Here is a 24,590-nt window from a genome sequence, read left to right on the forward strand (position 1 = left end):
CCCCCCCCCGCCGGGGGGGGGGGGGCCCCACGGCGCAGACGGCGACGGCAGGCCCGTGCCGGTCGGGCAGGTCGGTGAGACGATTGCCCGTCAGGGAAGTTCGGGGTAGAGGGCGGTGACGCCTCCGGCCAGCCCTGACTGGACCTCGCGGCTGATGTCGTCCGCGAGGATCTCGTAGGCACCGTTGGCGATGCCGTCGGCGGCGAGCCGGGCGACGTCCGCGGGGGCGGACTTGGGCGCGGTGACCGCCCGGGTCATGTCGGTGTCCATGTAGGCCACGTGCAGCCCGGCCACCCTGATGCCCTGCTCGGCGAGTTGCAGGCGAAGGGAGTTGGTGAGGGACCACTGCGCGGACTTGGCGGCGCAGTAGGCCCCGGAGCCCGGGAAGCTGAACCAGGACAGGGCGGACAGGATGTTCAGGATGGCGCCGCCGCCGTTGGCCGCGATCTGGGGCGCGAAGGCGCGGACCACCGACAGGGTGCCGTAGAAGTGGGTGTCCAGCTCCAGGCGGATGTTGTCGAGGTCGCCCGTGAGCAGGTCGGTGCCGGTCGACGAGCCGGCGTTGTTGATCAGGACCGTCACGTCGCCGGTGGCCCGGGCGGCGGCCGTGACCGAGGCGGGGTCGGTGATGTCGAGTGCGATCGGCTGGGCGCCGGGCAGGTCGACGTCGGCGGGGTTGCGGGCGGCGGCGTAGACAGAGGCGCCGCGACCGAGCAGCTCGGCGGCGAGGGCCCGGCCCAGCCCCCGGTTGGCCCCGGTGACGAGGACGGTGCTGGCGGAGAGATCCATGAGAAGTCCCTGGTGATCGAGTTGGGGGTAAGGCGGTGGCGTAGGCGGTACGGCGCCGGCGTGAACAGCGGTGACGGCGGCGTCCCTCGCGTTGCCGGCGAGGGTCGCGAGGACGCCGCCGTGGACGGTGCCGAGCGCGTTGCCGTAGCTCCCCCCTGCCCGAGGGCGTCGGCGCCGGTTACGCCTGCTGGTTCGCGATGCCGAGGTAGTCGCCCAGGTTCCGCTCGATCTCCTCGAGGCCGATCTCGGCGATGAACTTGCCCAGTTGCGGGACGCGGGCCTGGAATCCCGGCCAGGTGACGGACTGCGCGAACTCCGCCCAGGACGCGCGCAGGTCGGCCACCGGCGGCAGGGTCGACCGGTTGATCTGCGCCTTGGCGCCCAGGACCGACTCCTTGTCGAAGGACGCGATGCGCGCTGCCACGCCGTTCACGAAGTCGTCGAGTTCGGCATCGGGGACGGCTCGGGTCACCCATCCGTACTGCTCGGCGCGTGCGGCGTCGTAGTCGTGGCTGGTGAGGACCGCTTCGAGGGCGCGGTCCCGCCCCAGCAGCCGGGCCAGTCGGTCGCTGCCGCCACCGCCGGGGACGATCCCGATCGCGACCTCGGGCTGGCAGAACACGGCCTCTTCGAGGCTGGCGTAGCGCAGGTCGAAGGCCAGGGCGATCTCGTCCCCCCCGCCCCGGGTGCGCCCGCGGATGGAGGCGATGCTGATGAACGGGGCGCTGCTGAGGCGCGTGACGAGCTCGACCCAGGTCGGAGTTCCGTCCGCGTTGTTCAGCGCCAGAAGGTCCGGCACCTGGGCGAGATCGGCGTGGTTGTAGAAGTATCCGGGCGTACCGCTGTCGAAGACGACGACCTGGACTTCTCCGTCCTGACTCAACTCATTGACGACCGCGAGCAGTTGGACGACGGTGTCGGCGCCGACGACGTTCACCCGCGGATTCGAGAAGGTGACCCTGCGGATCTTCGGCGCCACGGTCTCGATCGTGAACATGCTGTGCTGGGTCATGACTGCTCCAGTGCTGGGGGGGTGGGTACGGGGTCTGTTTCCGGTTGGCCCGGTGGCGCTCGTCCGGCACCCGGTGGCGCTGCTCCGGACCGCCTCGACGGGCTGTCATCGGCGTACCGGTCCGAGAGCAGGAGGGCGAACAGCCGCTGCGGTGAGCGTCGTTCGCGTGATCGACATGTGCTGAAACTAGGAATCGAGAATGTCGTCGGGAGTCATCCCGGGCGCCCGACGCTGTCATCCGCCGGGGCGGACCAGTCCGCTCTCGTAGGCCGTGACGACGGCCTCTATCCGGTCGCGGAGGTGGAGTTTGTTGAGGATGCGGGCCACATGTGTTTTGACCGTGGTCTCGCCGAGGAACAGCTTCTCGGCGATCTCCGTGTTGTTCAGCCCGCGGGCGACCAGAGCCAGCACCTCACGCTCGCGGTCGGTCAGTACGTCGAGACGTTCGTCGGTGAGGGGGGCGACGGCGCCGGTGATGAAACGGTCGATCAACCGCCGGGTCACCGAGGGGGCGATCACCGCGTCCCCGCGCAGGACACCGCGGATGGCGACGAGCATCTCGGCGGTGGGTGTGTCCTTGACGAGGAAGCCACTGGCTCCGGCACGCAGGGCCGCGTAGGCGTACTCGTCCCGGTCGCAGGAGGTGGTGACCAGCACCTGTGTCCGGGGCAGTGCGGCGCGTACCTGCGCGGTGGCCGAGATGCCGTCGAGGCCCGGCAGCCGCACGGCCATGAGGACGAGGTCGGGGCGCAGCGCGCGTGCCTGGGCCACGGCCGTCTCGCCGTCCCCGGCCTCACCGACGACCGTGAGGTCCGGCTGGCTGTCCACCACCATGCGCAGGCCGACTCGCATCAGCTCCTGGTCGTCGCAGATCAGCACACCCGCCTCTGCCATGGCGTCCCTCCTTCCGAACGTCGGTCGTCAACGTTGGCGAAGATGTCGCCGGTGGAGCTGGTGGAGAGGTTCATGGATGGCTCCTGGGTGCTGGGTGCTGGGCGGACGGGTCGGCCACTGTGGTGCCGTAGGTAGATCAGGGCTGTGGGCCTCAGGCGACCGGCTTCGCGGCGGCGTTCCCCGATGAGCTGCGCTCTTCGATTGCGGCCAGCGCGACGACGATCGCGGCGGCGATGAGGGCCGACAGACAGGCCGGCGCGTCCGTCGTGACCGCGCATCCGAGGGCCAGCGCGAAGAGCGCGATCACCCGTGCCCCGGGCAGGTCGTCGAACAGGGTCCTGCCGTGCCAGGTCTGCGCCCCGAGGAAGAGAGCGGGCCCGGCGAACAGCAGCAGGTTGGTGGTGATCCCGGAGTGATGTGCCGGGTGGGCGATGACGCGTTCGTCACCCGCGGCGGCGGCGATCATCCCGGCGACGGAGACCATGAGGCTGTAGACGCCGCTGCGCCCCGCCCGGATCGGGTCCTCGGTCCGCTCGTAGTGGCGCACGATGTGCTCGGAGCGGTGGAAGAACAGCCAGAACAACGCGACCGTGCCGGCGAGCGCCACCCCACTGGTCAGCAGGGTCATGGGGGCGTACGGCGCCGAGGTGAGCGCCGTACCGGTGGTCATGATGGTCTCGCCGAACGCGACGATCATGAACAGCCGGCCGCGCTCCAGCAGATGGCCCCCGGCGAAGCCGACCTGCCGGGAGTCGAGCCTGCGGCCGGGCAGCGGATGTGCCGTCCAGGTGCCCGCCAGCTCGATCAGGGTCGCCGCGGCCCACCACAGCAGCCGTGCGCCGCCGTGAGTCGCCGCGCCGGTCACCCAGAACGGCGCGGCAGCGGCGAACCAGACCAGCACGCGCCGCCAGTGCTCCTGATCATGCGCGTCCAGGCCCACCCCGAGCAGCCACACCGTCCGGCCGAGATGAATCAGCAGGAAGGTGGCGACGAAGACCCAGCCGGCGTCACCGAAGGCCCGTGGGATCGCGGCGTTCATGAACAGCCCGAGCAGCATGACCGTCAACAGCATCCGCCGGGTCCGCGGGTCCTCGGCCGGTACGAGCGTGGCCGCCCAGGTGGTGTACGCCCATGCCGCGTAGACCGCGAGGTAGAGCACGAGCGTCTGGGCGGCGCCCGTCCACGTCGGGTGTGCCAGGAGCTGATGCGACAGCTGGCCGATCGCGAAGACGTAGACCAGGTCGAAGAACAACTCCAGCGGTGTCACCTCCCGGCGCGCCGGGACGCTGGTCGACTCCACGATGTCTCTCCGGTCGGTCGGATCGGTCGGGTCAGCCGGGTCAGTCGGCAAGGAAGGCCGTCACCTGGGCGGCGAAGTCCTTGGCGTGCTGGAAGAGGAAGGCGTGGCCCGCGTCGCCGTACGCGACGAGCGTGGCGTCGGTGATGTGCTGGACGGCGGTGTACGAGGCCAGGGCGGGGATCATCGCGTCCTTCATGCCGGTGGCGTACAGGACAGGCTGCTGGATGCTCGCCAGCTCCTCCTTCACCTGGCCGAAGGGGATCGACGCGTCCTTGCCGATCGCGGTGATCTGGCCCAGGGCCGCCGCCTCGGACACGTCGGGGCGTCCGGTGGCCAGCCGGGTGGCCACCCTGGCGAGGTGCGCGTACCCGGCGGCGCGTCCGGTGTCGGTCTCGGGGAAGAACAGGAACACCAGGTCGTCACCGGTGACCTCCGGCTTGGTCATGGTGGCCCGTACCCTCGGGTCCGGCTCGGGGGCGCCGGGCACCGTGCCGCCGGGGTTGGCGGCCGCCACGACCAGCTTGCGGACCAGGTCGGGACGGGTGCGGGCGATGTGCTGGGCGACGGTGCCGCCCAGGGTCCAGCCGAGCAGGTCGACCTGCGTGAGGCCGAGGGCCTCGATGAACTCGACGGTGCCGGCGGCCAGCCCCTCCACGGAGTCGGCCGGGGTGCCGGTGGTGTATCCGGTGCCGACGTTGTCGAACACGATCACGTCGTGGGCGGCGGCCAGGTGGTCCAGGAGCTCGGGGTCCCACCAGTCGAGGGTGCCCCGGACCCGGTTGAGCAGGACCAGCGGGATACCGTCCCGCGGGCCGAGGCGCCGGTAGGTGAACGTCGCGGAGGGGCCTTCCACGGTGAGGTCCTCGGCCGCGTCTGCCAGATAGGTGCTCATGGCGGGCTTCGCTTTCTGTCGCGGGAGAGAGGTGTCAGGCGGCGGGCAGGCGGTTGAGCTTGCGCAGCTGCTGGTCGAACATGCGGGACGGCACGATGCGGCGCATGGTGCGCACGCGCCCGGTCATGGCGCCGGCGGTGTAGCGCAGCTTCGGCTTGGCGTCGGTGGCCGCAGCGACGATCTCCTTGGCGACGACGGCGGGGTCGTCGCCGTCCTTGACCGCGCCGGCCATGTACTCCTCGAAGACGTGCCGCTGCTCGGCGTAGACGTCCAAGGGCCGGTCGGGCCGCACGCTGGCCGCGTCGAACGCCGTGTTCGTCCAGGCGGGCTCGACGAGCAGGGACCGCACGCCGTACTCGCGGACCTCGTGGTCGACGGACTCCGAGTAGCCCTCGACGGCGTGCTTGGAGGCGGCGTAGACCGCCATGTAGGGCTGCGGCATGAACCCGACGATGGACGAGATGTTGATGATCCGTCCGCTGCGCTGGGCGCGCATGTGCGGCAGGACGGTGTTGGTCATGCGGATGACGCCGAAGACGTTGATGTCGAAGAGGCCCTGGGCCTGCGCGGCGGAGCTCTCCTCGGCGGCGCCCGCCGAGCCGATGCCCGCGTTGTTGACCAGCACGTCGATCCGCCCGAAGCGGTCGATCACCTCGCTGACCGCGGCGGTCACCGACTCGTCGCTCGTCACGTCGAGGTCGAGGAAGGTCACGCCCTTGAGCGGGGTGACATGGGTGGTGTTGCGGCTGGTGCCGACCACCTCGTACCCCTTCGCGGCCAGCGCGAGCGCGGCGGCCTTGCCGATGCCGGAGGACGCGCCCGTCACGAGGGCTACCGGTCGGGTTGTCGTTGCCATGTCGGACTCCTGACGTACGGAACTCATATGGAGGTTGCTGTCGATGGGCGATCGGGGTGCCGGTCCGGCAACCTCAATCGGTGTCATCACTGTATCAGTTATCTCGACAACTGCAACGCCTAAGAATCTCTTAGTCATGGAGGCGTAGCGTTCACGTATCCTCTACAAGGGGATCAGTACCGACGAAGCGACAGGAGACAGACATGGGCCGAGCACTGCGGGCAGATGCCGAGCGCAGTGTGCGCGCGATTCTGGAGGCGGCGGAGCGGGTGCTGGCCGAGGACGTCGGCGCCTCCATGGAGCAGATCGCCGAGGCGGCGGGGCTGACACGGATCACCGTGCACCGACGGTTCGCCAACCGGCAGGCCCTCCTGGAGGCGCTCGCCGTCTCCGCGAAGCAGCAGCTCATCGACGCCATCGAGGACGCCCGGCCCGAAGCCGCCCCGGCCCTCGTCGCGCTCCACCGGGTGACCGCGAACTCGCTGCGGGTCAAGATCTCATGGCCGTTCACTCTCGGCCACGCCACACCTCACACCGAAACGACGGCCGCCCTCTGGGAGGACATCAACGCCCGTACTCTCAGCCTCCTCGCCCGGGCACAGAGCGAGGGACTGATCGCGCCGGACGCGGACCTCAAGTGGACGCGGCAGGTCTACATCGCTCTTCTCAGCGAGGCCATCAACCGGCCCGACGTCGCCCAGGACCCGGCCGCCAAGGATCCGGACGCCCTCGCCACACTCGTCATCGACACACTCCTGCACGGCGCGGGACCACGCGGCTGAGCGCCCCCGTGGCATCCACCGGTTCGGGTGAGGCAGGAGCCCCAGGCCGTCCTGCGGGAACGTCAGCGGACCGAAGGAGTCCTGGATTCCGCACAGCAGCGTCCCGTGGCCGTACGGGTCGGGCGGCAGCCGGTCGCCCCCGTCACTGCCTCCACCGCATCAGCTCGACGGGAGGGAGTGACCCCGTCGCCGCCATTCCTCCGCGAGCAGTTCGTACGAACGGACCCGGTCCGTGTGGTCGTGGGTGATCGTCGTGATGAGCAACTCGTCCGCGCCCGTGGCCTCCTGGAGTTGTTCCAACTGGTCGGCCACCCGGCCCGGTGAGCCGACGAACTGGGTGTCCAGGCGGTCCTGGACGAGGGCCCGGTCCTCGTCGGTCCACGGGTGGGCGCGCGCTTCCTCCGGCGTCGGGTACTCGATGGCGCCCTCGGCGGTGCGGATGCTGCGGACCCACGGGCCGTAGCCGGTGGCGAGTGTGCGGGCGGTGGCGTCGTCCTCGGCGACGACGACGTCCGCCGAGACACTGACGTACGGCTTGTCGAGGAACTCGGACGGCTGGAAGAAGGACCGGTACCCGTCCACCGCCTCCAGGACCGTGGCCGGGCTGACGTGGTAGTTCGCCGCGAACCGCAGACCGTTGCGGCCCGCGACAGCGGCGCTCTCACCACCGCTGCTGCCCAGGATCCACACCTCCACCTCGGCGCCCTCCCCCGGCACGACGTGCGCCTCGACGCCCTCCGGGGAGCGGTAGGTGCCGGCGAGCAGGGCGAGGAGGTCGTCGATCTGCTCCGCGTAGTCCTGTGACTGGGCGCCAGGCAGCAGAAGCAGTCTCCGCTGCAGTGCGATGCGGGGTGACCCGAGCAGGAACTCGAAGGAGAAGCGGGGCGGGATCAACAGGCCGTTCGGCGCGCGGCCGTCGACGACCGGGGTCGCCGTCGGCAACGGCGCTGTCGGCTGTCCCGGCGGCCGGCCGCCCGAGCGGCCCAGGCCCAGATCGAAGCGGCCCGGGTGCAGCGCGTCGAGCAGTCCGAACTCCTCCACCGTGGACAGTGCCGTGCGATGCCCGAGCTGCGCGGCCCCCGAGCCGAGACGGATGGTCGAGGTCGCGGACGCGGTCAGGCCCAGCAGGACCGCGGGAGACGTGCCGGCCACGCCCGGATTGAGGTGGTGCTCGGCGAACCAGTAGCGGGCGTATCCGAAGCGCTCGGCCTGCTGTGCGAGGTCGATGGAGTTGCGCAGGGCATCGGCTGCCGTCGAGCCGGACGGGATCGGCACCAGGTCGAGAACGCCGAGGGCAACATCAGACATGGACGGACTCCTGGGTGAGCGGTGGCGTCGGAAGCACGGGTCCCCACACGAACGGCGGGTCCGGGATCTCGCGGCGCAGCACGGGGGCGACCCGGGACTGGAAGAGCTCGAGCGAGGCACGGTGCTGTGACTCCGTCAGCCCGCTCGCGTCGGCGTGCAGGTGGAGCACCGTGTGCCCGAACTGTTCGTGGTAGCGGTGCACCTTGTCGACGACCTGTTCCGGGCTGCCGATCAGAGCGGAGCTGCGCTCGACGAAGTCCTCCAGCGTCTCGAAGACGACCGGCAGGCCCGCTTTCCTGAAGAACGCCAGGTTGGACTCGAAGATCGGCCGGTACGCCGCCAACGCCTCCTGGGAGGTCGGCGCGACGTAGACGCCCGCCGTGCCCGCGCCGATGGCGATGTCCGCCGGGTCGTGGCCGTAGTGCTCCCAGCGCTCGCGGTAGTGACGGACCAACTCGGCGTACGGCTCGATGGGGTGGGTGACGTTCGCCGAGAAGAGCGGGTCGCCGTAGCGGGCGGCCAGGTCGACCGACTCCTTGCTGGTCGCGCTGCCGTGCCACACCCGGACCGGCTGCTGGCACGGCCGCGGCCACACCTCGGCGTCCGTCAGCGGGGGACGGAAGCGGGTGCCGGCGGTGACCTTGTCCTGCCGCCAGATCTTCCGGAAGACCTCGTAACTCTCGGCGTTGCGGTCCCACTGGTCCTCGGGCGTCACCTGGAACAGGTCGCGCTGAGCGGCGCCGTTGCCCTTGCCGATGATCAGGTCGAGGCGCCCGTCGGACAGGTGGTCGAGGGTGGCGTAGTCCTCGTACGCGCGGACCGGGTCGAGCAGGCTGAGCGTCGTGACGGCCGTGAACAGGCGGATCCGCTTGGTCAGAGCGGCCACATGGCTGAGTACGACGGTCGGCGAGGAGGAGATGAACGGCCGCTCGTGGCGCTCCCCCACGCCGAAGCCGTCGAAGCCCAGCTCCTCGGCGAGGACCGCGTTGTCGAGGACCTCGCGGAAGCGGTCGTGGGTCGGCTTCTGGACCCCGGTGACGGGATCGGGGCGGTGCACGATGAGGGTGATGGCGAGGAATTTCATGCTGCCGCCCGCGGCTCGGCGTGGGTGCCGTCCGGGGCGACGGCCAGATGCAACAAAGGAGAAGAGGACACGGGTGGTGCCTTCCTGGAGGTCCGTACGAGAAATCCGGCCCACGGGCGGGGGCAGGACACGGCGGCTGGGACAGCAGAACGGGTCAGGAACAACAGGGCGCGGCACGCACGCAGAAAGGCCAACCGCACGGCTATGCCGTTTCTTCCAGCGCGGCGGCTCCGGTGTGTTGTACGAGGGAGAAGACGGTGCGGCGGCGCAGGGTGAAGCCGATCGACTCGTAGAGCCGGATGGCGTTCGCGTTGGTGGCCGCGGCGTGCAGGAAGGGGCGTTCGCCGCGCTCCTTGATGCCGGCGGCGACCGCGCGGACCAGGCGGGTGGCCAGGCCCCGGCCCCGGTGGGCGGCATCGGTGCACACGGCGCTGATCTCGGTCCAGCCGGGCGGATGCAGTCGCTCGCCGGCCAGCGCGATCAGCCGGCCGTGGTGGCGGATGCCGAGGTAGGTGCCCAGTTCGACGGTGCGGGGCAGATAGGGGCCCGGCTGGGTGCGGGCGACCAGGTCGAGGATCTCGGGCACGTCGTGGGGGCCGAGCCGTACGGCCTCGGGGTCGGGCTCCGCGCGCAGACCGGTGTCCACGAGCTGGACGCCGTGTCCGGTGCGCACGACCTCCCAGCCCTCCGGGGCCTCGGTCACGCCCCGCACCGAGGCGGTGCCACCGGGGCCGACGAGTGCGGCGAGGTCGTCCCAGGCCCGGGGGTCTTCTTCGTCGGAGACAGCGTGGAAGGGGGCTACGTCGGGGTGGTACCGGACGGCGTGGCCACTGCGTTCGGCGGTGGGGGTACCGCCCATGCCCTTAAGGCTATGGGGGAGGGCGTGCGGGCCGGTGAGCGCGGCCCAGGCCGGGATGTCCAGGATGTGTGGGGAGTTGGAGTCCAGGGCGATGACGGTCATGGTGTGGCGGTCTCCGGTGCGCGGCTCGGGCTGTTCGTTCGGGGGGACTTCATCGCGGGGTGGCGGTTGAGTCCCCGGCTCGGGATGGTCAGGAGTCACTCGGCGTGCGGTGTTCAGGGCTTGAGGCGACCGGTGGCGAACAGCGCGGCCGACCAGGCTGTCAGCGCCACCGCGAGGGCCCAGACCACGGCGAGGGCGAGGCCCGCGCCGACGTCGCCCTGGCCGAGGAACCCGATCCGTTCGACCTGGACCAGCCAGAAGACGGGGTCGAGGTGGCTCAGGGCGTCCCAGAACGGGGGCAGTTGGTGGACCGAGTAGAAGACGCCGCCGAGAAAGCCCAGCGGCAGCAGGATGATCGACTCCATGGAGTAGACGTGGTCGAGGGACTTGGCGTGGGCGCCCGCGATCACTCCGACCTGTGCGGCGACCAGAAGCAGTCCCAGCGTGCCGAGCAGCAGGACGAGGGGATGGGCCGGGGCGGGGCTGTGCGTGAGCGGCACGGCCACCGCCAGGACGCCCGCGCCCACGACGGCGCCTCGGGCGATGCCGCCGCCGACCAGTGCCGCGTTGATCTCCCACCATCTGAGCGGGCTCGCGTACACGTCGTTGATGTACTGGTCGCGGCGGGCCTCGAACAGGCTGGTCGTCCCGTTGAAGAAGCCGACGTTGACGATCGCCTGGGTGAAGAGGCCGGGCACGATGAAGCTGCCGTAGCCGACGCCGTCGATCGTGTCGACGTGCGAGCCGAGGGCCGATCCGAAGACGACGACGAACAGCACGGTCGACAGCACCGGGCCGACGACGCTGTAGCGCCAGATGGTGAGGAAGCGCAGGACCTCCCGCTCCAGGAGCCACAAGAATGGTGCGCGCTCCGCCTCGAAGGGTTCGTCGTACGCCGGGCGGGCCGGGGTCTCGGTGCCGCTCACGTGGTGACCTCCTCCGCCGTGATCACCCGGTTGTAGACCTCCGAGATGTCCCGGGCCGCGTACCGCTCGCGCAGCGAAGCGGCGGAGCCGCGGTCGACGATCCGGCCCCTGCGCAGCAGCGCGATCTCGTCGCACAAGGTCTCCGCCTCCTCCAGGTAGTGAGTCGTCAACAGCACAGTGGTGCCTGCGGCGTTGAGGCCCTTGACGATCCGCCAGATCTGCGAGCGCAGCTCGACGTCCACGCCGGCCGTCGGCTCGTCGAGGATGAGGAGGCGGGGGTGGTGCATGAGGGCCCGCGCGAGGACGAGACGCCGTTGCATGCCGCCGGACAGTTCGTAGGCGCGTACGTCGGCCTTGTCGTCGAGGCTGAACAGGACGAGCAGTTCGTCCGCCCGCCGGGCAGCCGTCTTCCGGCCGATGCCGTGGTATCCGGCGTGGTAGATCAGGATCTGCCGGATGGACAGGAACCGGTCGACGTTGATCTCCTGCGAGGCCAGACCCAGCAGCCTGCGGGCCTGACGGCTGCTGTGGTCGTGGCCGAAGACGGAGAGGGTGCCCGCGGTGGGGCGGACGATGTTGCACACCGAGCCGATCAGTGTGGTCTTCCCGGCGCCGTTCGGGCCGAGCAGCCCGAAGAAAGCGCCTTCCGGGATCTCCAGGTCCAGCCCGGCCACCGCGGTGAAGCCGTCCGCGTACGTCTTGCGGAGCCCCTCGACCCGCAGCGCGGGCGGACCCCCGCCGCTCCGGGAAGCGGCGGGAGTCGCGAGTGGGTCAGCCATGGAACTGGTTGGCCGGGACCGGCAGCCCGTAGTGCTCGCGCAGAGTAGTGCCTTCGTACTCCTCGCGGAACAGCCCCTTGCCGCGCAGGATCGGCAGGACGTGCTCGGCAAAGGCCGCGAGGCCCGACGGCAGGGCGGGGGCCATGATGTTGAAGCCGTCCGCGGCACCGCCCTCGAACCAGGCGATGATCGTGTCCGCGACCTGCTCGGGCGTGCCGACGAACTCGAAGTGACCGCGTCCGCCGCCGAGCCGGGAGATGAGCTGCCGGACCGTCAGCCGCTCGCGGACCGCGAGATCGATGATCAGGTCGGAACGGCTCTGTGTACCCTCCAGCTTCGGCCTGGCGAGGATGAAGTCCGGCAGGGGCTCGTCGAGTTGGAAGACGGAGGGCTCGGTCTCGAACACGGCGGCCAGCTGGCGCAGCCCGTACTCCGGGACGCGCAGCTCGTCGAACTGCCGTGCAAGCGCCCGGGCTTCCGCCTCGGTCGACCCGATGTAGGGGACGATGCCGGGCAGGACGATCACGCCGTCCGGGTCGCGGCCCGCGGACACGGCCCGTGTCTTGATGTCGGCGTAGAAGGCGGACGCCCGCTCGTACGTGTGGGCGGTGAAGATCGCCTCGGCGTGGCGGGCCGCGAAGTCCTTGCCGTCCTCGGAGGAGCCGGCCTGGACGAGCAGCGGGTAGCCCTGCGGCGGGCGCTCGACGTTGAGCGGGCCCGCCACCTTGAAGTGCCTGCCCTGGTGGCCGATGCGGTGCAGCCGCTCGGGGTCGGCGTAGCGTCCGGTGGACCTGTCCGCGACGACGGCCTCGGACTCCCAGCTGTCCCACAGTGCCTTGGCGACCTTCAGGAACTCGTCGGCGCGGGCGTAGCGCTCGGCGTGGTCGGGGCGGTTGTCGAGGCCGAAGTTGGCGGCCTCGTCGGCTCCGGCGGAGGTGACGATGTTCCAGCCGGCGCGGCCGCCGCTGACGTGGTCGACGGAGGCGAGCCGGCGGGCGAGGTTGTACGGCTCGTTGTAGGTCGACGACACGGTCGCGATGAGGCCGATCCTGCTGGTCGCCTGGGAGAGCACGGTCAGCAGGGTCAGCGGCTCCAGCTGGCCCGGCGGCCGGAACTCGCCGGTGCCGATGAGGGCCGGTCCGTCGGCGAGGAACAGCGAGTCGAACTTGGCGCTCTCGGCGAGCTGCGCCAGTTCGATCCAGTGCCGCAGGTCGAAGTCCGCCCGGGGATTGCTGTGCGGGAGCCGCCAGGCCGCCTCGTGGTGGCCCGCTTCCATGAGGAAGGCGTTGAGGTGCAGCTGCCGCCGCCGTTCCGTGCTCACGAGGTGACCTTCAGCGTGGAGCTGTCGTAACCGGCCGGGAGGAGGTTGTCGGTAATCGACTTGACGTCGACCTTCTTGGTGATCTGCCCCGCCTCCAGGAAGGCGTCGGCGAGCTTCTGCTCCAGTGCGATGTCCGTCTGTTCCACCGGGGTCACCCGGTTCGAGTAGGCGGCCAGGGATGCCTTGGCGTCGGCCAGTGGGATGCCCTGCTCCTTCGAGAGCGCCTGCGCGTACTTCTCGGGGTTCTTCACGCCCCAGGCGAACTCCCGCGAGAGCCTCTTGAGGACGTCCGTGAGCGCGGCACGCTTGGTCTTGTCCTTCAGTGACGCGTCACTGGCGACGTAGTAGCTGCTGGTCTGGTCGATCGGCGGGAGGCCCTTCACCAGGATCCGTGCGCCGTTCTTGACCGCGATCGCGGACTGCGGGTTCCAGATCGACCAGGCGTCCACCTTGCCGGTGTTGAACGCCGTCGCGCCGGCCGCCGGGTCGAGGAAGGCCAGCTTCACGTCCTTGGGGGTGAGGCCGACGCTCTTCAGCGCGTTCAGGGCCAGACCGTGGGCCGAACTGCCCTGCGGGACGGCGAGCTTCTTGCCCTTGAGGTCGGCGGCCGTCCTCAGCTTCGAGCCCTTCGGCACGATGATGTTCTCCACCGCCTGGTCGGGCGTGAGCGAGCGGTTGACGGCGACGACCTTGAAGCCGTACTCCTTCGCGGCTCCGGTGATCGGCGGTACGTCGCCGACGCTGCCGAGGTCGATGTCGCCCGAGGCGGCGGCCTGCACGAGAGGCGGGCCGTAGGTGAAGCGGGCGAACTTCACCTTGTAGGGCGCGTTGTCGAACACGCCGGTGACCTTCGCCAGCTCCTGGCTGCCGTCACCGCCGTTGTCGCCGATGGTGAAGGTGTACTTGCTCCACTCGGGGTGCTTGGCGTCGCTCGCGTCGGCGGCGTTGCTCAGCGGCGCGGCCGTGTCCGACGACGACGATCCGCAGGCGACGAGGGTGCTCGCGAGGGCGAGCGAGCCGACGGCGCCGATGAGTCTGCTGGTTCTCTTACGCATGGGATGTGGTGTGCTTTCTGGCTGGGTGAGGGTTTTTTGGGGAAAGTCAGTGCCGGTCGGCGAGGCCGAGGTCTTCCAGCAACCGGGCGCGGAGTTCCTCGCGTGCGACGCTCGCTTCCCGGTTCGCGGCGGAGAGGTGCACCTCGTGCGAGGTGCCGATGCGGCCGTTGCTCATGACGACGATGCGGTCCGCGAGGGCGATCGCCTCGTCGACGTCGTGGGTGACGAGCAGCATGGCCGCGTGATGCTTGGTCCGCAGGGCCCGTACGAGGTCGTGCATGCGCAGCCGGGTGATGGCGTCGAGGGCGGCGAACGGTTCGTCGAGCAGCACCAGTTCGGGCTCCGAGACCAGGGCCCGCGCGAGGGACACCCGCTGGGCCTCGCCGCCGGAGAGCTCCTTTGGCCACGCCTTCTCACGGCCCGCGAGTCCGACCTCGGCGAGCACGTCGAGGGCCCGCTGTTCCGCGTCGGGTCCGTGCAGGCCGAGTGTGACGTTGCGCAGGACCCGCTGCCACGGCAGCAGCCGGTCGGCCTGGAAGACGATCGCACGCCGCGCCGGGACCTCGACCCGCCCCGCGTCGGGCCGGTCCAGTCCGGCGAGCAGCCGCAGCAGGGTGCTCTTCCCGCAGCCCGAGGGGCCGAGCAGGATCACCAGCTCCTCGTCGGCGATGGTGAGGTCGAGGTGGTCGAGCACCACCCGGTCACCGAACCGGCGGACCACCTGCTCGACGGCGACCCCGGTCTGCCGACGGAGTTCCGTCGCGACGGTGCTGCTCATGACGCCTCATAACTGGGTCGCCACCGCAGCAGCACCCGCTCGAGAACCCGGACGAACTGATCGGCGAGCAGACCGAGGAGGGAGTAGATCACCAGGCCCACGAAGACCTGGTTGGTCTGCAGGTAGGTCTGCCCCTGAGTGATGAGGAAGCCAAGTCCCTTGTCGGCGTTGACCGTTTCGGCCGCGACCAGGCCAAGGACGCTGTACGCGAGGGAGAACCGCAGGCCGACCAGGAACCCCGGCAGGGCTCCGGGCACCAGCACCCGCGTCACCAGGCGCCAGGTGCCCGCGCCCGTCGTGCGTGCCATCTCGATCAGCCGCTGGTCGACGCCCCGGATCGCGGCGAACAGGTTGAGATACATCGGGACACCGGCCCCGAAGGAGATCAGCAGGACCTTCGTGAGCTCGTCGATGCCGAACCACACGATCATCAGCGGCAGCACCGCGAGGAGCGGGATGGTGTTGAGTACCTGTACGAGACCGTTGAACAGGTACTCCCCGCTGCGCAGCAGCCCACCGAGCACTCCTGCGACGATGCCGACCGTCAGCCCGAGCGCGAGACCGATGCCGGCCCGCTGCAGCGAGATGGCCAGGTCCGGCCCGAGGACGCCCTGTTGCCACAGATCGACGGCGGACTTCACGATCGAGGTGGGCGCCGGAGCGTAGGTCTTCGACACCACTGCGGTCCGGGCGAGTATCTCCCAGGCGACGAGGATCACGACCGGGGTCGTGTAGATGCCCAGCGGCCAGCGCAGGCGCTCGCGGAGCACGGTGAGCGGAGTCGTCCGGCGGCGCGCGTCACGCGGCAGGAACACCTCGCGTTCCGGCGCCCTCGTCGCCTTGACGGCCGGGCCCTTGGCGACGGCCCGGGCCGGGATGCGTACCTCGGTCATGCGGCCACCGCCAGCACGCTGCTGTAGTGCGAGGCGTCGCCGACGAGCTGCTCGCTGCGGCGGCCGTCGACACCGGCCGGCACCTCTCCGGCGACCGTCACCCGGTTGAGGCGGCGCGGGTGGTCGTCGTAGTTGTCCACCCCGTAGTGCTGGGTGATCCGGTTGTCGAAGATCAGCAGCTGGTTCGGGGACCAGGCCCAGCGCAGGATGTTCTCCGGACGTGTCACATACGCCTGGAGGATGCGCAGCAGGTCGGCCGACTCGGCGCTCGACAGGCCGACGATCCGCTTGGCGAACCCGCCGATGAACAGCCCTCGTTCACCGGTCAGGGGGTGCACGCGCACGACCGGGTGCTCCGCCTCGTACGGCGCCGACACGAAGGCCCGGTCGTACTCCTGCCGTTGTGCCGTCGTGGCCGAGGGGCGGGCGTAGTCGTACTGGTTGGTGTGTACGACGCGCAGCGTGTCCGCGAGGGCGCGCAGCGGTTCGGGCAGGTCCCGGTATGCCGCGGCGGCGTTGGCGACGAGCGTCTCGCCGCCGTACGGCGTGGTCACGATCGACCGGAGCGTGGTGAGCTGCGGCGGGTTGACCACGAAGGTGACGTCCGTGTGCCACTCGTTGGCCTTGGACGTCTCGCTGTCGACGGCGAGCACGTTCGTCGTGCCGGCGGCCGCCGGCACGTTGGGGTGGGCGGTGGTGAGGTCGCCGAACCACCGGGCCACACGCTCCTGGCCGGCGTTGTCGAGGTCGACCTGATCGAAGACGATCGCCTTGTGCTCGTTGACGGCGTCACGGAGCGCCGTGACCGTCGAGAGGTCGGGGGTCGCCGTGAGGTCGACGCCCTCCACGACCGCGCCGATACGGCCGGTGAGCTTGCGGATGGACAGCGGCATGAGGGGGTCCTTCTCGGAGGAGGTGGGCGCACAGGCGAGCGCTGGGTGCTCCGTGCCGGGTGCGGAGGGCGGCATACGGAGACCGGCGGGCGGAGAAGCGGGGAGCGTGCGTGGACAGCCGACTCGCGAGCCGATCGACGGGAGACCGGACAGTCGGTGCGAGGGCGACGCAGGTGGGACCGGATCACAGCCAGTGCGGACGGCGCTGGAGGTGCGGCCGCAGGAGCAGTCGCTCAGGAGGCGGAAACGGCGATCCCAGAAGGCGGCGCTGCATCACGGGCGGTTTCGGACCGCTTCCGCAGGACGCGCACCGTCGGTGCGCACCGGTTGCCGCCGGGGACCCCTTACCGGGTCAGCGACAACAAAACGCGCTGGAGACGTGCGCCAGGTCGATGTGGCGCCGCCGAGTGAGTTCCACGCGCGGGTTCATGGCAACGGAGTTCAGCAGAGGTCCACCAGGTTGGTCAATAACCTTCCGGACAGATCTTGCATTGCGGACACGGAGCAGGCGTGGACACCGCGGGCAGCCGTACTTGCCGTACTTGCCTTACTTGCCTTTGACGCGCACGTCAGGGGCTAACGTCTGCGCGCCGCACCGGCCGGTCGGCCCGCCCGGCCCGCTTCGCTTGTCCCGAACAGGAGCTCCGCATGGCCACCGCCCTGCCGTCCGCCACCCGCGAGATCCGGCTCGTCACCGCCCCCGAGGGCCTGCCTGGCCCCGAGCATTTCGCCGTCGTCGCACAGCCACTGCCCACGCCGGGCCCCGGACAAGTCCTCGTCCGCAACCGGTACTTCCTGGTGTTCCCCGGCCTGCGCACGCTGATCGCAGGCGCACCCGAAGGAGTACCGCTGCCGACGATCAACGCCGGTGACGTGCTGTTCGGCCCCGCCGTCGGCGAGGTCGTCGGCGCGGGCCCGGACAGCCCGCTGCAGCCGGGAGACGCCGTCACGCACCTGCTCGGGTGGCGCGAGCACGCGCTGGTGGCCGCAGCCGACTGCACCCCGGTCGGCGACGCGCTGCCGGACCCGGTCGCCCACCTGTCGTCGGGATCGGCCGCCTACGGTGCGCTCACCCGGTTCACCGACATCCGTCCCGGCGACACTGTCCTCGTCACCGGGGCGGCGGGCGCGGTGGGAAGCCTGGCCGGCCAGGTCGCCAGGCTGCTGGGCGCCGGGAAGGTCATCGGCAGTACCCACTCCCCGGCCAAGGCGGAGCGGCTGCGCACCGAACTGGGCTACGACTCGGTGCTGGTGCCGGGCGACGAATCCCCCACGCTCACCCGGCAGTTGATGACCGCGGCACCCGAAGGCATCGACGTCCTGGTGGACACCGTGGGCGGCGACCACCTGACAGCGGCGCTCACGGCGGCGCGCCGCGGCGCCCGCTTCGCGCTGGTCGGCGCGCTGTCCGGCCAGCTGTCGCCACACCGGGACGGTGACAGCGCTCCGGTGGAGATAGACACCTTCCGCGTCATCAACCTGGGCATCACGCTGCGCGGTTACAGCGGCATCGACCATCCCGAGGTGACGCAGGAATGGGCCGAGCGGTTCGGCGGCTGGTTGCGCTCCGGTGAGATCTCCTTCCCTCATGTTCGGATCCCGGGCATCGAACGGGCCCCTCAGGCGTTGCAGGAACTGTTCGAGGGACGGCACTTCGGCACCGTCGTCGTGGAGCTGCCGGCCCAATGACCCCGGACCGAGACGAGGTCGGATGCGCATCGGAGACGCGGCGGCAGCCGCCGGGACCACCCCACGGGCCCTGCGGTTCTACGAGGAGCGCGGCCTGCTGCCCCCACCGCGGCGTACGGCCACCGGCCAACGCCCGTACGGGCCGGACGAGGTGGCCCGCGCCCGCGTCATCCGCGAACTGCTCGGCCTCGGCCTCACCGTCGAGGACCTGCGCGGCATCGCCGACCGGATCCAGCTCCTCGCCGGGGACCCGCAACGTCCCTGCACGAGCACCGACTCGGCCTCCGCCGGCCGGCACGTGATCGCACACCGGCTCGCGGCCCTCGACGCCGAGATCGACCGCCTGACCCGCCTGCGCACGCTCTTGGCTCAGCGGACGGATCCCGCATAGCGCCCACGGGCCGTCAGGTTGTCTCCCTGGGGCGGGCAGCACGTCGGCGTGGTCGGCCGACGTGCGGGCCGGTGTGGCGGCCCGGCGCAGCAGGGACAGCAGCAGGGCGACGGCGAGCAGGCCGGCGCAGACGCAGCAGGCCAGCGCGTACCCGGCGCGGGGGTGGCCGCCTCCCGGCCGACCGGAGGCGGCATGCAGATACACCGCCGGGACGGCACTGAGGCAGACGGCAGCCGCGATCCGCTGGGCCATCTGCAGAATCCCGCCACCCACACCCGCGGCCTCCGCCGGAGCGTGCTGAAGTACCTGGGCCTGATTGGGCGAGACGGTGAGCCCTCCGGCGACGCCGGACATCAACTGCGTTACGGCCAGCGCGACGGGCAGCACCGCCGACGGCACGCGGAGCGCGACCCCCGCCGCCACCAGGGCGGCGCCGATGCCCAGAGTCAGGCCGACGGTCACCGTGCGCGGTCCGATCCGCCGTACCAGCCGCCAGGCGAGGGCCGAGGAGGCGCCCATCCCGACCGCCCCGGGAAGGGTGACGGCCGCCGTGAGCAGGGCGGACAGGCCGAGCCCGTCCTGCAGGAAGACGGTGAGCACGAGGAACGCGGCCAGCGAGGAGCCGAACTGCGCCATCGCGACGGCCGTGCCCAGCATGTACGGCTTCGACGAGGTCAGCGCCGGGTGCACCAGGGGCGGACGGCCGCGCCGAACGCGTAGGCGTTGATGCACGGCGAAGACGGCCGCCTGCGCGCACACCGCAGTGCCCCACAGGGCCGCTTCTCCCCCGCTGCCCGGGGTGCGGATGAAGGGCACCATCAGCGTCAGCGTGCAGCCGCAGAGCAGGGTGAGGCCGAGGACGTCCAGCCGGGAATCGAGGGCGGTGCGCCGAGGCGAGGGCAACCAGCGGGCCGCGAGCGTCAGGGTGAACACAGCGCACGGTGAGCTCAGCAACAGACAGCACCGCCAGCCCGCCCCGGGGCCGAGTCCGGCGACGAGCGCACCGCCGAGGGGCGGGCCGAGGGCCGTGGCCACGCCGCCGGTGACCGCGTACAGGCCCAGCGCACGGCCGCGGGCCACCCCGCGGGAGACATCCTGAATGGTGCCGATCACCTGCGAGTTGACGATCCCTGCAGCGGCACCCTGCACCAGCCGCGCACCGATCAGGCTCCCCGGCTGTCCTCCCGTCGCTGCCGTCACCCCGGCTAGGAGGAAGAGCGACACCCCGGCCATGAAGAGCCGTTTACGGCCGTGCAGATCACCCAGGCTGCCAGCGGGGACCAGGGCCAGACCGAAGGCCAGCGAGTACCCGGCCACGATCCACTGGACGTCCGCCCCGGTGGCCCCGATCGACTGGCGCATGCTCGGGACAGCGATGTTCAGGACGGCCTGGTCGACCAGAGTCGTGGCGCCCGCGGCCATGCACACCAACAGCACCCGTCGGGCAGCACGGTCTTCTCCCGGAAGCATTGGCTGATCGTGCTCCCCCGGGTGCGTGAGGTGTGGTGGATGACTGGGCCGCGTACGTCGCCGATGTTCGCGACACGACGCAACAGCCGCCAGGAGAAGAGCGAGATCGCGAGCCGTCGAACGGCGATCAGCGACAGACCTGGTCGAACTGGTCGGCGCGGCGGCTCACCCAGAACGGGTCGAGCAGCACCGTGTGTGCCGTGCCGACGGTCTCCATGGCCTGGATCAAAGCACAACGCAATTGATGCGTCCACCACGCGTCCCGGCGCACGAGATGCCCGTTCGCCGTCCTCGACCTTGACATTCACAGGGGCGGGCGACGTACGTTGAAAGGGAAAGTTCCTGACCGGTGGAGGCTTTGATGCACGTACGGGGCGCGGCACCGCGCGGTGCGTGCAGCGGTGCGTGCAGTGGTGCGCGGCTCATCACCCGGCGGCATGTCGACTACTGCCGTACCTCCTCCGCCGTCTGTCCTTCCGTACACGTCTGACCCCGGCCGGCCGCTGTGCCGGCTGTCTCGTCGTGGCCCTGTGGCCGCGAGTCCCGTGTTTCCCGGAAGGAACCCCCTTGACCGGCCCCGCCCTGCACCTCGCCGTCGAGATCGACGGCGACGGCGCACACCCCGCGGCCTGGCGCCGCGCCGCCCACTCGCCCGATCAGCTGCTCACACCGCGCCGCGTGGCCCAGGTCGCCGCCGTCGCCGAGAACGCCGGGTTCACGCTGGTCACCCTGGACGACGGCGTGCTGCCGCCAGGCGCCTCACCGGATCCGGTGGGCCGTATCGGCGCGGTGGAGCGAGCGGCCTTCGTCGCCGCGTCCACGAGCACCATCGGCATCGCACCCGTCGTCCTGGTCACCTACGCCGAACCCTTCCATGTCTCCAGCCAGTTGGCGTCCCTGGACCACATCTCCGCCGGTCGCGCCGGGTGGGTGGTGACGGAGGAGGAGCGCCCCGAGGCGGCTCGTGCCTGGGGCAGACCGCTGGTCGCCGACGCCGCCGCACGGGCCCGGGAGTCCCGGGACGGCGTGGAGGTGGCCCGCGACCTGTGGGACTCGTGGGAGGACGACGCGGTCATCCGGTCCGTGGCCACCAGCCGCTACCTCGACCGCGAGCGGCTGCACTACATCGACTTCACGGGCGAGACGTACGCCGTCAAGGGCCCGGCGATCGTGCCGCGCCCGCCTCAGGGGCAGCTGGTCGTCCTGGGCAGGCCGGACCGGGTTCCCGCCGCACAGCTGGACGTCGCTCTCGTCGAGGGCCGTGACCTCGCGTCGCTCACCGCAGCCGCCGCTGCCGCCGGTACGCCCCGCCTCTTCGCCGAGGTCGAGGTGGCGCTGGACACACCGGACGCCACGGCCGCCGAACGTGTCGCCGACCTGGAACGGAACGCGGCGTGGACCGACCGGGGCCGGCTGCGGCACGTCGGCTCGGCGGCCCAACTGGTCTCGCTCCTTGCCGAGTTGAGCCGGCACGTCGACGGCGTACGGCTGCACCCGCTGGTGCTGGACGAGGACCTGCCCGTCCTCTCCGGCCTCGTGCTGCCGGCCCTGTCCGAGCGGCGCCTCGTCGCCCGTCCGCTGCCCGGTACGTCCCTGCGCTCGACCCTGGGTCTGGAGCGCCCCGTCAACCGCTTCGCCGCCGCTGCCGTGGCCGGCCAGGAGGACGCCCGATGACCCGCACCGATCCCCTCGACGTCCCCCGCCCGCACGCCCGGCTGCACTTCGGGGTGTTCTTCCAGGGCGTCAACCACTGGACCATCTGGTCCGCCCCCGACAGCGGCTCCCAGATCGACCCCGCCTCCTTCCGCCGGGTCGCGCAGACCGCCGAACGGGGCCTGTTCGACGCGTTCTTCCTCGGCGAGGGGCTGCGGCTACGCGAGGTCGACGGCAGGATCCACGATCTCGACGTGGCCGGACGCCCCGACGCCATCACCCAGCTCGCGGCACTGGCCGCGGTCACCCGCCGGATCGGGCTTGTCTCCACCTCCAACTCCACCTTCAACGAGCCCGCCGACCTCGCCCGCCGTCTGTCCGGACTCGATCTGCTCTCCGAAGGCCGCGCCGGCTGGAACGTGGTGACCACGGACAACGCCTGGACCGGCGCCAACTTCCGCCGCGGCGGCTACCTCGACCACGCCGACCGCTACCGCCGCGCCGAGGAGTTCCTCACCGTGGCCCGCGCGTTGTGGGACGGCTGGCAGGACGGAGCGATCGCCGACTCCGCCGGGGCACCGGAATGGTCGGCGCCCGGTGCCGTACGCCAAGTACGGCACCAGGGACCGCAGTTCGACATCGACCTCGCCCCGACGCTGCCCCGCAGCGCCCAGGGGCACCCTGTGATCTTCCAGGCCGGTGACTCCGGTGAGGGACGCGACTTCGCCGCCCGCAACGCCGACGTCATCTTCTCCGCGCACGGCAACGACTTCGACGACGCCCTTGCCTTCGCCCAGGACATCCGGCACCGGCTGCGGGCGGTCGGGCGGCCCGACGACGACCTGCGGATCCTGCCGGGCACCGAGATCATCATCGGCGCCACCGAGGAGGGGGCCCAGGAGAAGAAGCGCTGGATCCGGCTCCAGCAGGTCACCCCCGCCACGGCACTGGGCATCGCCGGACTGCTGTGGGGCATCGACCTGTCCGACCGCGACGCCGACGGGCCGCTGCCGAAGGAGGACCCGGTCGTCGCCGAGAACGACGGCTCCTTCGGGGCCCGGCGCATCGCCGACCGCGTACGGTCGTGGCCGAGTGGCGGGCGAAGGCGGAAGCCAACGGCTGGTCGCTGCGCGAGACCGTCATCGCGCTCGGCCCGCAGCGCGGGCACGTCGGCACCCCGTCCGGCCTGGCCGACAAGTTCGCCCACTTCGTGCGGCACGGCGCGGTCGACGGCTTCAACGTCACGCCGTACCTCATCCCCGACGGCCTCGACGACATCGTCGACCTGCTCGTCCCGGAACTGCAGGAACGCGGGATCTACCGCACCGAGTACACCGGCACCACCCTGCGCGAGAACCTCGGCCTGCGCGAGCCCCTCACGCACCGGTCCGCGCGGGAGCAACGGCAGGCGGGCTGACATGGCTGCGCGAGGAGCGCCCAACGCGTCCGACCGCCGGGCCATCGACGGCCCCACCGGCACCCTGAACCCGCACTCACGCGCGCGTGACGAAGGAGAACCCATGACCACCGAGGCCACCAAGACCGACTTCCATGCCTTCACCGAGACCTGGCTGGAGTGGTACCGGGCCCAGGAGGCCCGGCTCGCCGACCCGCACGGGTTCCTGGCGATCACCGGCCTGCACTGGCTCGACGACCGCCCGCAGCGCTTCCCGGACGCGCCCGGCGCGTGGCGAACCGGCCCCGACGGGGTCGTCGTAGATCTCGACGACGGCGAGGAACTGCTCGTCGACGGAACGCCGGTGCACGGTGAACACCGCTTCGGCGTGCTTGCCGAGCGCACCGGTGTCGACGCCGTCTGGGGAGACGCCGTCATCGAGGTCGCCAAGCGCGGCGGGCACGACATCGTGCGCCCCCGGCACCCCGACGCGCCGCTGCGCACGGCCTTCACCGGAACGCCCGCCTACGCCCCCGACCCGCGCTGGGCAGTGACGGGCCGTTACATCCCCTTCGACACGCCACGACCCACCACCGTCGGCGCCGCGGTCGAGGGCCTTGAGCATGTGTACGACGCTCCGGGCAGGATCGAGTTCGAGCTGGAGGGGAGCCCACTGTCGCTGACCGCGTTCCCCGGCCATGGCGCCGGCCGGCTGATGGTGCTGTTCACGGACGCGACCTCGGGGGTCACCACCTACGCCGCCAACCGGTCCCTCTCCCTGGAGCCGCCCACCGCCGACGGAACGGTCGTCCTGGACTTCAACCGCGCCGCGAACCTGCCGTGCGCCTACACGGACCTGGCCACCTGCCCGCTGCCCCCGGCCGAGAACCGGCTGCCGGTGGCGATCGAGGCCGGCCTGAAGATCCCGCGCGAGCGCGGCGGTTCCTGAGCCGGACCCGCTGCCGGCCCGACTGCCCCCGCAGCACGCCGGTTTGCGGCATTGACGTACGACGAGAGCCCTCCGTACGATCACGAACGGCATTGAGTGTCAGCGTCAAGCCCTGGCTCGCTGACCGGCAACCCTCCCCCGCGGTGGGGTGCTCCAGGTGAAAGCCCGGCGGGATCACCGACGATCTCCGCAAGCGCGAGGCCCCGTGACCGGGGCCGGAAAAGTGGAGGCCCGGTATGCGGCACGGTGGTGATCTCGGCGTCCGCTTCATCGGCGCCACCGTGTTCTCCCGGCTCTCGCGCCGGCGTCACATCGACCTCAAGCGCTCGACCAGCTGTCTCTGTCGGGCCTGACAGGCTTTCCCACCGCTGGTCGCGGTTCGGCACCCGCTGCCGCCGCGCCCGCCTGCGCCTGATCTCCGGCTGTCTTCGAGCCCCGTTTCCCGTGATCCCTGTCTGTCCAGCGCACCCCCGGCACCGGCGTCGCACCGGCCGGGGCCGCACGCCCAGGTACGGCCAT

22 protein-coding genes, 2 pseudogenes and 1 riboswitch are annotated in these 24,590 nt (G+C 71.0%); of the genes and pseudogenes, 7 read left to right on the forward strand and 17 right to left on the reverse strand.

All coding sequences use genetic code 11. From position 1 onward, the window contains the following. Window positions 1-90 precede the first annotated feature (90 nt). The 6 genes from ACFVYN_RS36785 to ACFVYN_RS36810 form a co-directional block, all read right to left on the reverse strand. Window positions 91-789, reverse strand: coding sequence for an SDR family oxidoreductase (locus ACFVYN_RS36785; RefSeq protein WP_390006504.1), 699 nt, complete (start codon window positions 787-789; stop codon window positions 91-93). 178 nt (window positions 790-967) lie between these two features. Further along, window positions 968-1,801, reverse strand: coding sequence for an enoyl-CoA hydratase/isomerase family protein (locus ACFVYN_RS36790; protein WP_390006505.1), 834 nt, complete (start codon window positions 1,799-1,801; stop codon window positions 968-970). A 234-nt stretch (window positions 1,802-2,035) separates the two neighbouring features. Beyond that, window positions 2,036-2,695: a response regulator gene (locus tag ACFVYN_RS36795; protein ID WP_390006506.1), complete on the reverse strand. Its 660-nt coding sequence runs from the start codon at window positions 2,693-2,695 to the stop codon at window positions 2,036-2,038. A gap of 151 nt (window positions 2,696-2,846) precedes the next feature. Further along, entirely contained in the window at window positions 2,847-3,995 is a 1,149-nt protein-coding gene (locus ACFVYN_RS36800; RefSeq protein ID WP_390006508.1) for a low temperature requirement protein A, read from the reverse strand. Between the two features lie 40 nt (window positions 3,996-4,035). Beyond that, window positions 4,036-4,887, reverse strand: a complete 852-nt coding sequence (locus ACFVYN_RS36805) for an alpha/beta fold hydrolase (RefSeq protein ID WP_390006510.1) — start codon at window positions 4,885-4,887, stop codon at window positions 4,036-4,038. 34 nt (window positions 4,888-4,921) lie between these two features. After that, window positions 4,922-5,743, reverse strand: coding sequence for an oxidoreductase (locus ACFVYN_RS36810; RefSeq protein WP_390006511.1), 822 nt, complete (start codon window positions 5,741-5,743; stop codon window positions 4,922-4,924). Window positions 5,744-5,946: 203 nt separating this feature from the next. Between ACFVYN_RS36810 and ACFVYN_RS36815 the strand changes: the two genes are divergently transcribed. Then, window positions 5,947-6,525 carry a TetR/AcrR family transcriptional regulator gene (locus ACFVYN_RS36815; protein ID WP_390006512.1) on the forward strand — a complete coding sequence of 193 codons (579 nt, stop codon included), beginning with the start codon at window positions 5,947-5,949 and terminating at the stop codon, window positions 6,523-6,525. A 159-nt stretch (window positions 6,526-6,684) separates the two neighbouring features. On the opposite strand, the gene ACFVYN_RS36820 is transcribed toward ACFVYN_RS36815, so the two are convergent. From ACFVYN_RS36820 to ACFVYN_RS36865, 10 genes are all read right to left on the reverse strand, one after another. Beyond that, window positions 6,685-7,833 (reverse strand): LLM class flavin-dependent oxidoreductase, encoded by a 1,149-nt coding sequence (locus tag ACFVYN_RS36820; RefSeq protein ID WP_390006513.1) that lies wholly within the window; start codon window positions 7,831-7,833, stop codon window positions 6,685-6,687. Further along, window positions 7,826-8,917, reverse strand: coding sequence for an LLM class flavin-dependent oxidoreductase (locus ACFVYN_RS36825; RefSeq protein ID WP_390006515.1), 1,092 nt, complete (start codon window positions 8,915-8,917; stop codon window positions 7,826-7,828). The genes ACFVYN_RS36820 and ACFVYN_RS36825 overlap by 8 nt, the downstream gene beginning before the upstream one ends. Window positions 8,918-9,119: 202 nt before the next feature. Beyond that, window positions 9,120-9,878: a GNAT family N-acetyltransferase gene (locus ACFVYN_RS36830; protein ID WP_390006517.1), complete on the reverse strand. Its 759-nt coding sequence runs from the start codon at window positions 9,876-9,878 to the stop codon at window positions 9,120-9,122. Window positions 9,879-9,991: 113 nt separating this feature from the next. Beyond that, window positions 9,992-10,804, reverse strand: a complete 813-nt coding sequence (locus tag ACFVYN_RS36835) for an ABC transporter permease (protein ID WP_390006518.1) — start codon at window positions 10,802-10,804, stop codon at window positions 9,992-9,994. After that, window positions 10,801-11,583 (reverse strand): ABC transporter ATP-binding protein, encoded by a 783-nt coding sequence (locus tag ACFVYN_RS36840; protein WP_390006519.1) that lies wholly within the window; start codon window positions 11,581-11,583, stop codon window positions 10,801-10,803. Before ACFVYN_RS36840 ends, ACFVYN_RS36835 begins: the two co-directional genes overlap by 4 nt. After that, a complete protein-coding gene (locus ACFVYN_RS36845; RefSeq protein ID WP_390006520.1) occupies window positions 11,576-12,904 on the reverse strand; it encodes an LLM class flavin-dependent oxidoreductase in 1,329 nt (442 codons plus the stop codon). Before ACFVYN_RS36845 ends, ACFVYN_RS36840 begins: the two co-directional genes overlap by 8 nt. Then, window positions 12,901-13,959, reverse strand: a complete 1,059-nt coding sequence (locus ACFVYN_RS36850; protein ID WP_390006522.1) for an aliphatic sulfonate ABC transporter substrate-binding protein — start codon at window positions 13,957-13,959, stop codon at window positions 12,901-12,903. The genes ACFVYN_RS36845 and ACFVYN_RS36850 overlap by 4 nt, the downstream gene beginning before the upstream one ends. Before the next feature lie 46 nt (window positions 13,960-14,005). Continuing rightward, window positions 14,006-14,737 carry an ABC transporter ATP-binding protein gene (locus ACFVYN_RS36855; RefSeq protein ID WP_390006524.1) on the reverse strand — a complete coding sequence of 244 codons (732 nt, stop codon included), beginning with the start codon at window positions 14,735-14,737 and terminating at the stop codon, window positions 14,006-14,008. Continuing rightward, window positions 14,734-15,630: an ABC transporter permease gene (locus tag ACFVYN_RS36860; protein WP_390006525.1), complete on the reverse strand. Its 897-nt coding sequence runs from the start codon at window positions 15,628-15,630 to the stop codon at window positions 14,734-14,736. Before ACFVYN_RS36860 ends, ACFVYN_RS36855 begins: the two co-directional genes overlap by 4 nt. Further along, a complete protein-coding gene (locus ACFVYN_RS36865) occupies window positions 15,627-16,523 on the reverse strand; it encodes a TauD/TfdA dioxygenase family protein (RefSeq protein WP_390006526.1) in 897 nt (298 codons plus the stop codon). Before ACFVYN_RS36865 ends, ACFVYN_RS36860 begins: the two co-directional genes overlap by 4 nt. Before the next feature lie 648 nt (window positions 16,524-17,171). On the opposite strand from ACFVYN_RS36865, the gene ACFVYN_RS36870 reads away from it, so the two are divergent. Beyond that, complete coding sequence (locus ACFVYN_RS36870; RefSeq protein WP_390006527.1) at window positions 17,172-18,212, forward strand: MDR family NADP-dependent oxidoreductase; 1,041 nt, start codon at window positions 17,172-17,174, stop codon at window positions 18,210-18,212. A gap of 22 nt (window positions 18,213-18,234) precedes the next feature. Further along, window positions 18,235-18,603, forward strand: coding sequence for a MerR family transcriptional regulator (locus tag ACFVYN_RS36875; protein WP_390006528.1), 369 nt, complete (start codon window positions 18,235-18,237; stop codon window positions 18,601-18,603). A 285-nt stretch (window positions 18,604-18,888) separates the two neighbouring features. Here ACFVYN_RS36875 and ACFVYN_RS36880 read toward each other — a convergent pair. Next, window positions 18,889-20,073: pseudogene (locus ACFVYN_RS36880) on the reverse strand (MFS transporter); the annotation flags it as partial. Between the two features lie 567 nt (window positions 20,074-20,640). Between ACFVYN_RS36880 and ACFVYN_RS36885 the strand changes: the two are divergent. From ACFVYN_RS36885 to ACFVYN_RS36900, 4 genes and pseudogenes are all read left to right on the forward strand, one after another. After that, complete coding sequence (locus ACFVYN_RS36885; protein ID WP_390006529.1) at window positions 20,641-21,747, forward strand: LLM class flavin-dependent oxidoreductase; 1,107 nt, start codon at window positions 20,641-20,643, stop codon at window positions 21,745-21,747. Then, window positions 21,744-23,143 (forward strand): annotated as a pseudogene (locus ACFVYN_RS36890) (NtaA/DmoA family FMN-dependent monooxygenase). The gene ACFVYN_RS36885 and the pseudogene ACFVYN_RS36890 overlap by 4 nt, the downstream one beginning before the upstream one ends. Before the next feature lie 103 nt (window positions 23,144-23,246). Continuing rightward, on the forward strand, window positions 23,247-24,071 hold the full coding sequence (locus ACFVYN_RS36895) for a DUF1684 domain-containing protein (protein WP_390006531.1): 825 nt from the start codon (window positions 23,247-23,249) through the stop codon (window positions 24,069-24,071). Window positions 24,072-24,159: 88 nt separating this feature from the next. Then, window positions 24,160-24,273: riboswitch (SAM riboswitch) on the forward strand. A 34-nt stretch (window positions 24,274-24,307) separates the two neighbouring features. Further along, entirely contained in the window at window positions 24,308-24,424 is a 117-nt protein-coding gene (locus ACFVYN_RS36900) for a putative leader peptide (RefSeq protein WP_390006532.1), read from the forward strand. Window positions 24,425-24,590 lie beyond the last annotated feature (166 nt).

Source organism: Streptomyces sp. NPDC058307 (genome assembly GCF_042880295.1).
Classification (GTDB): Bacteria; Actinomycetota; Actinomycetes; order Streptomycetales; family Streptomycetaceae; genus Streptomyces.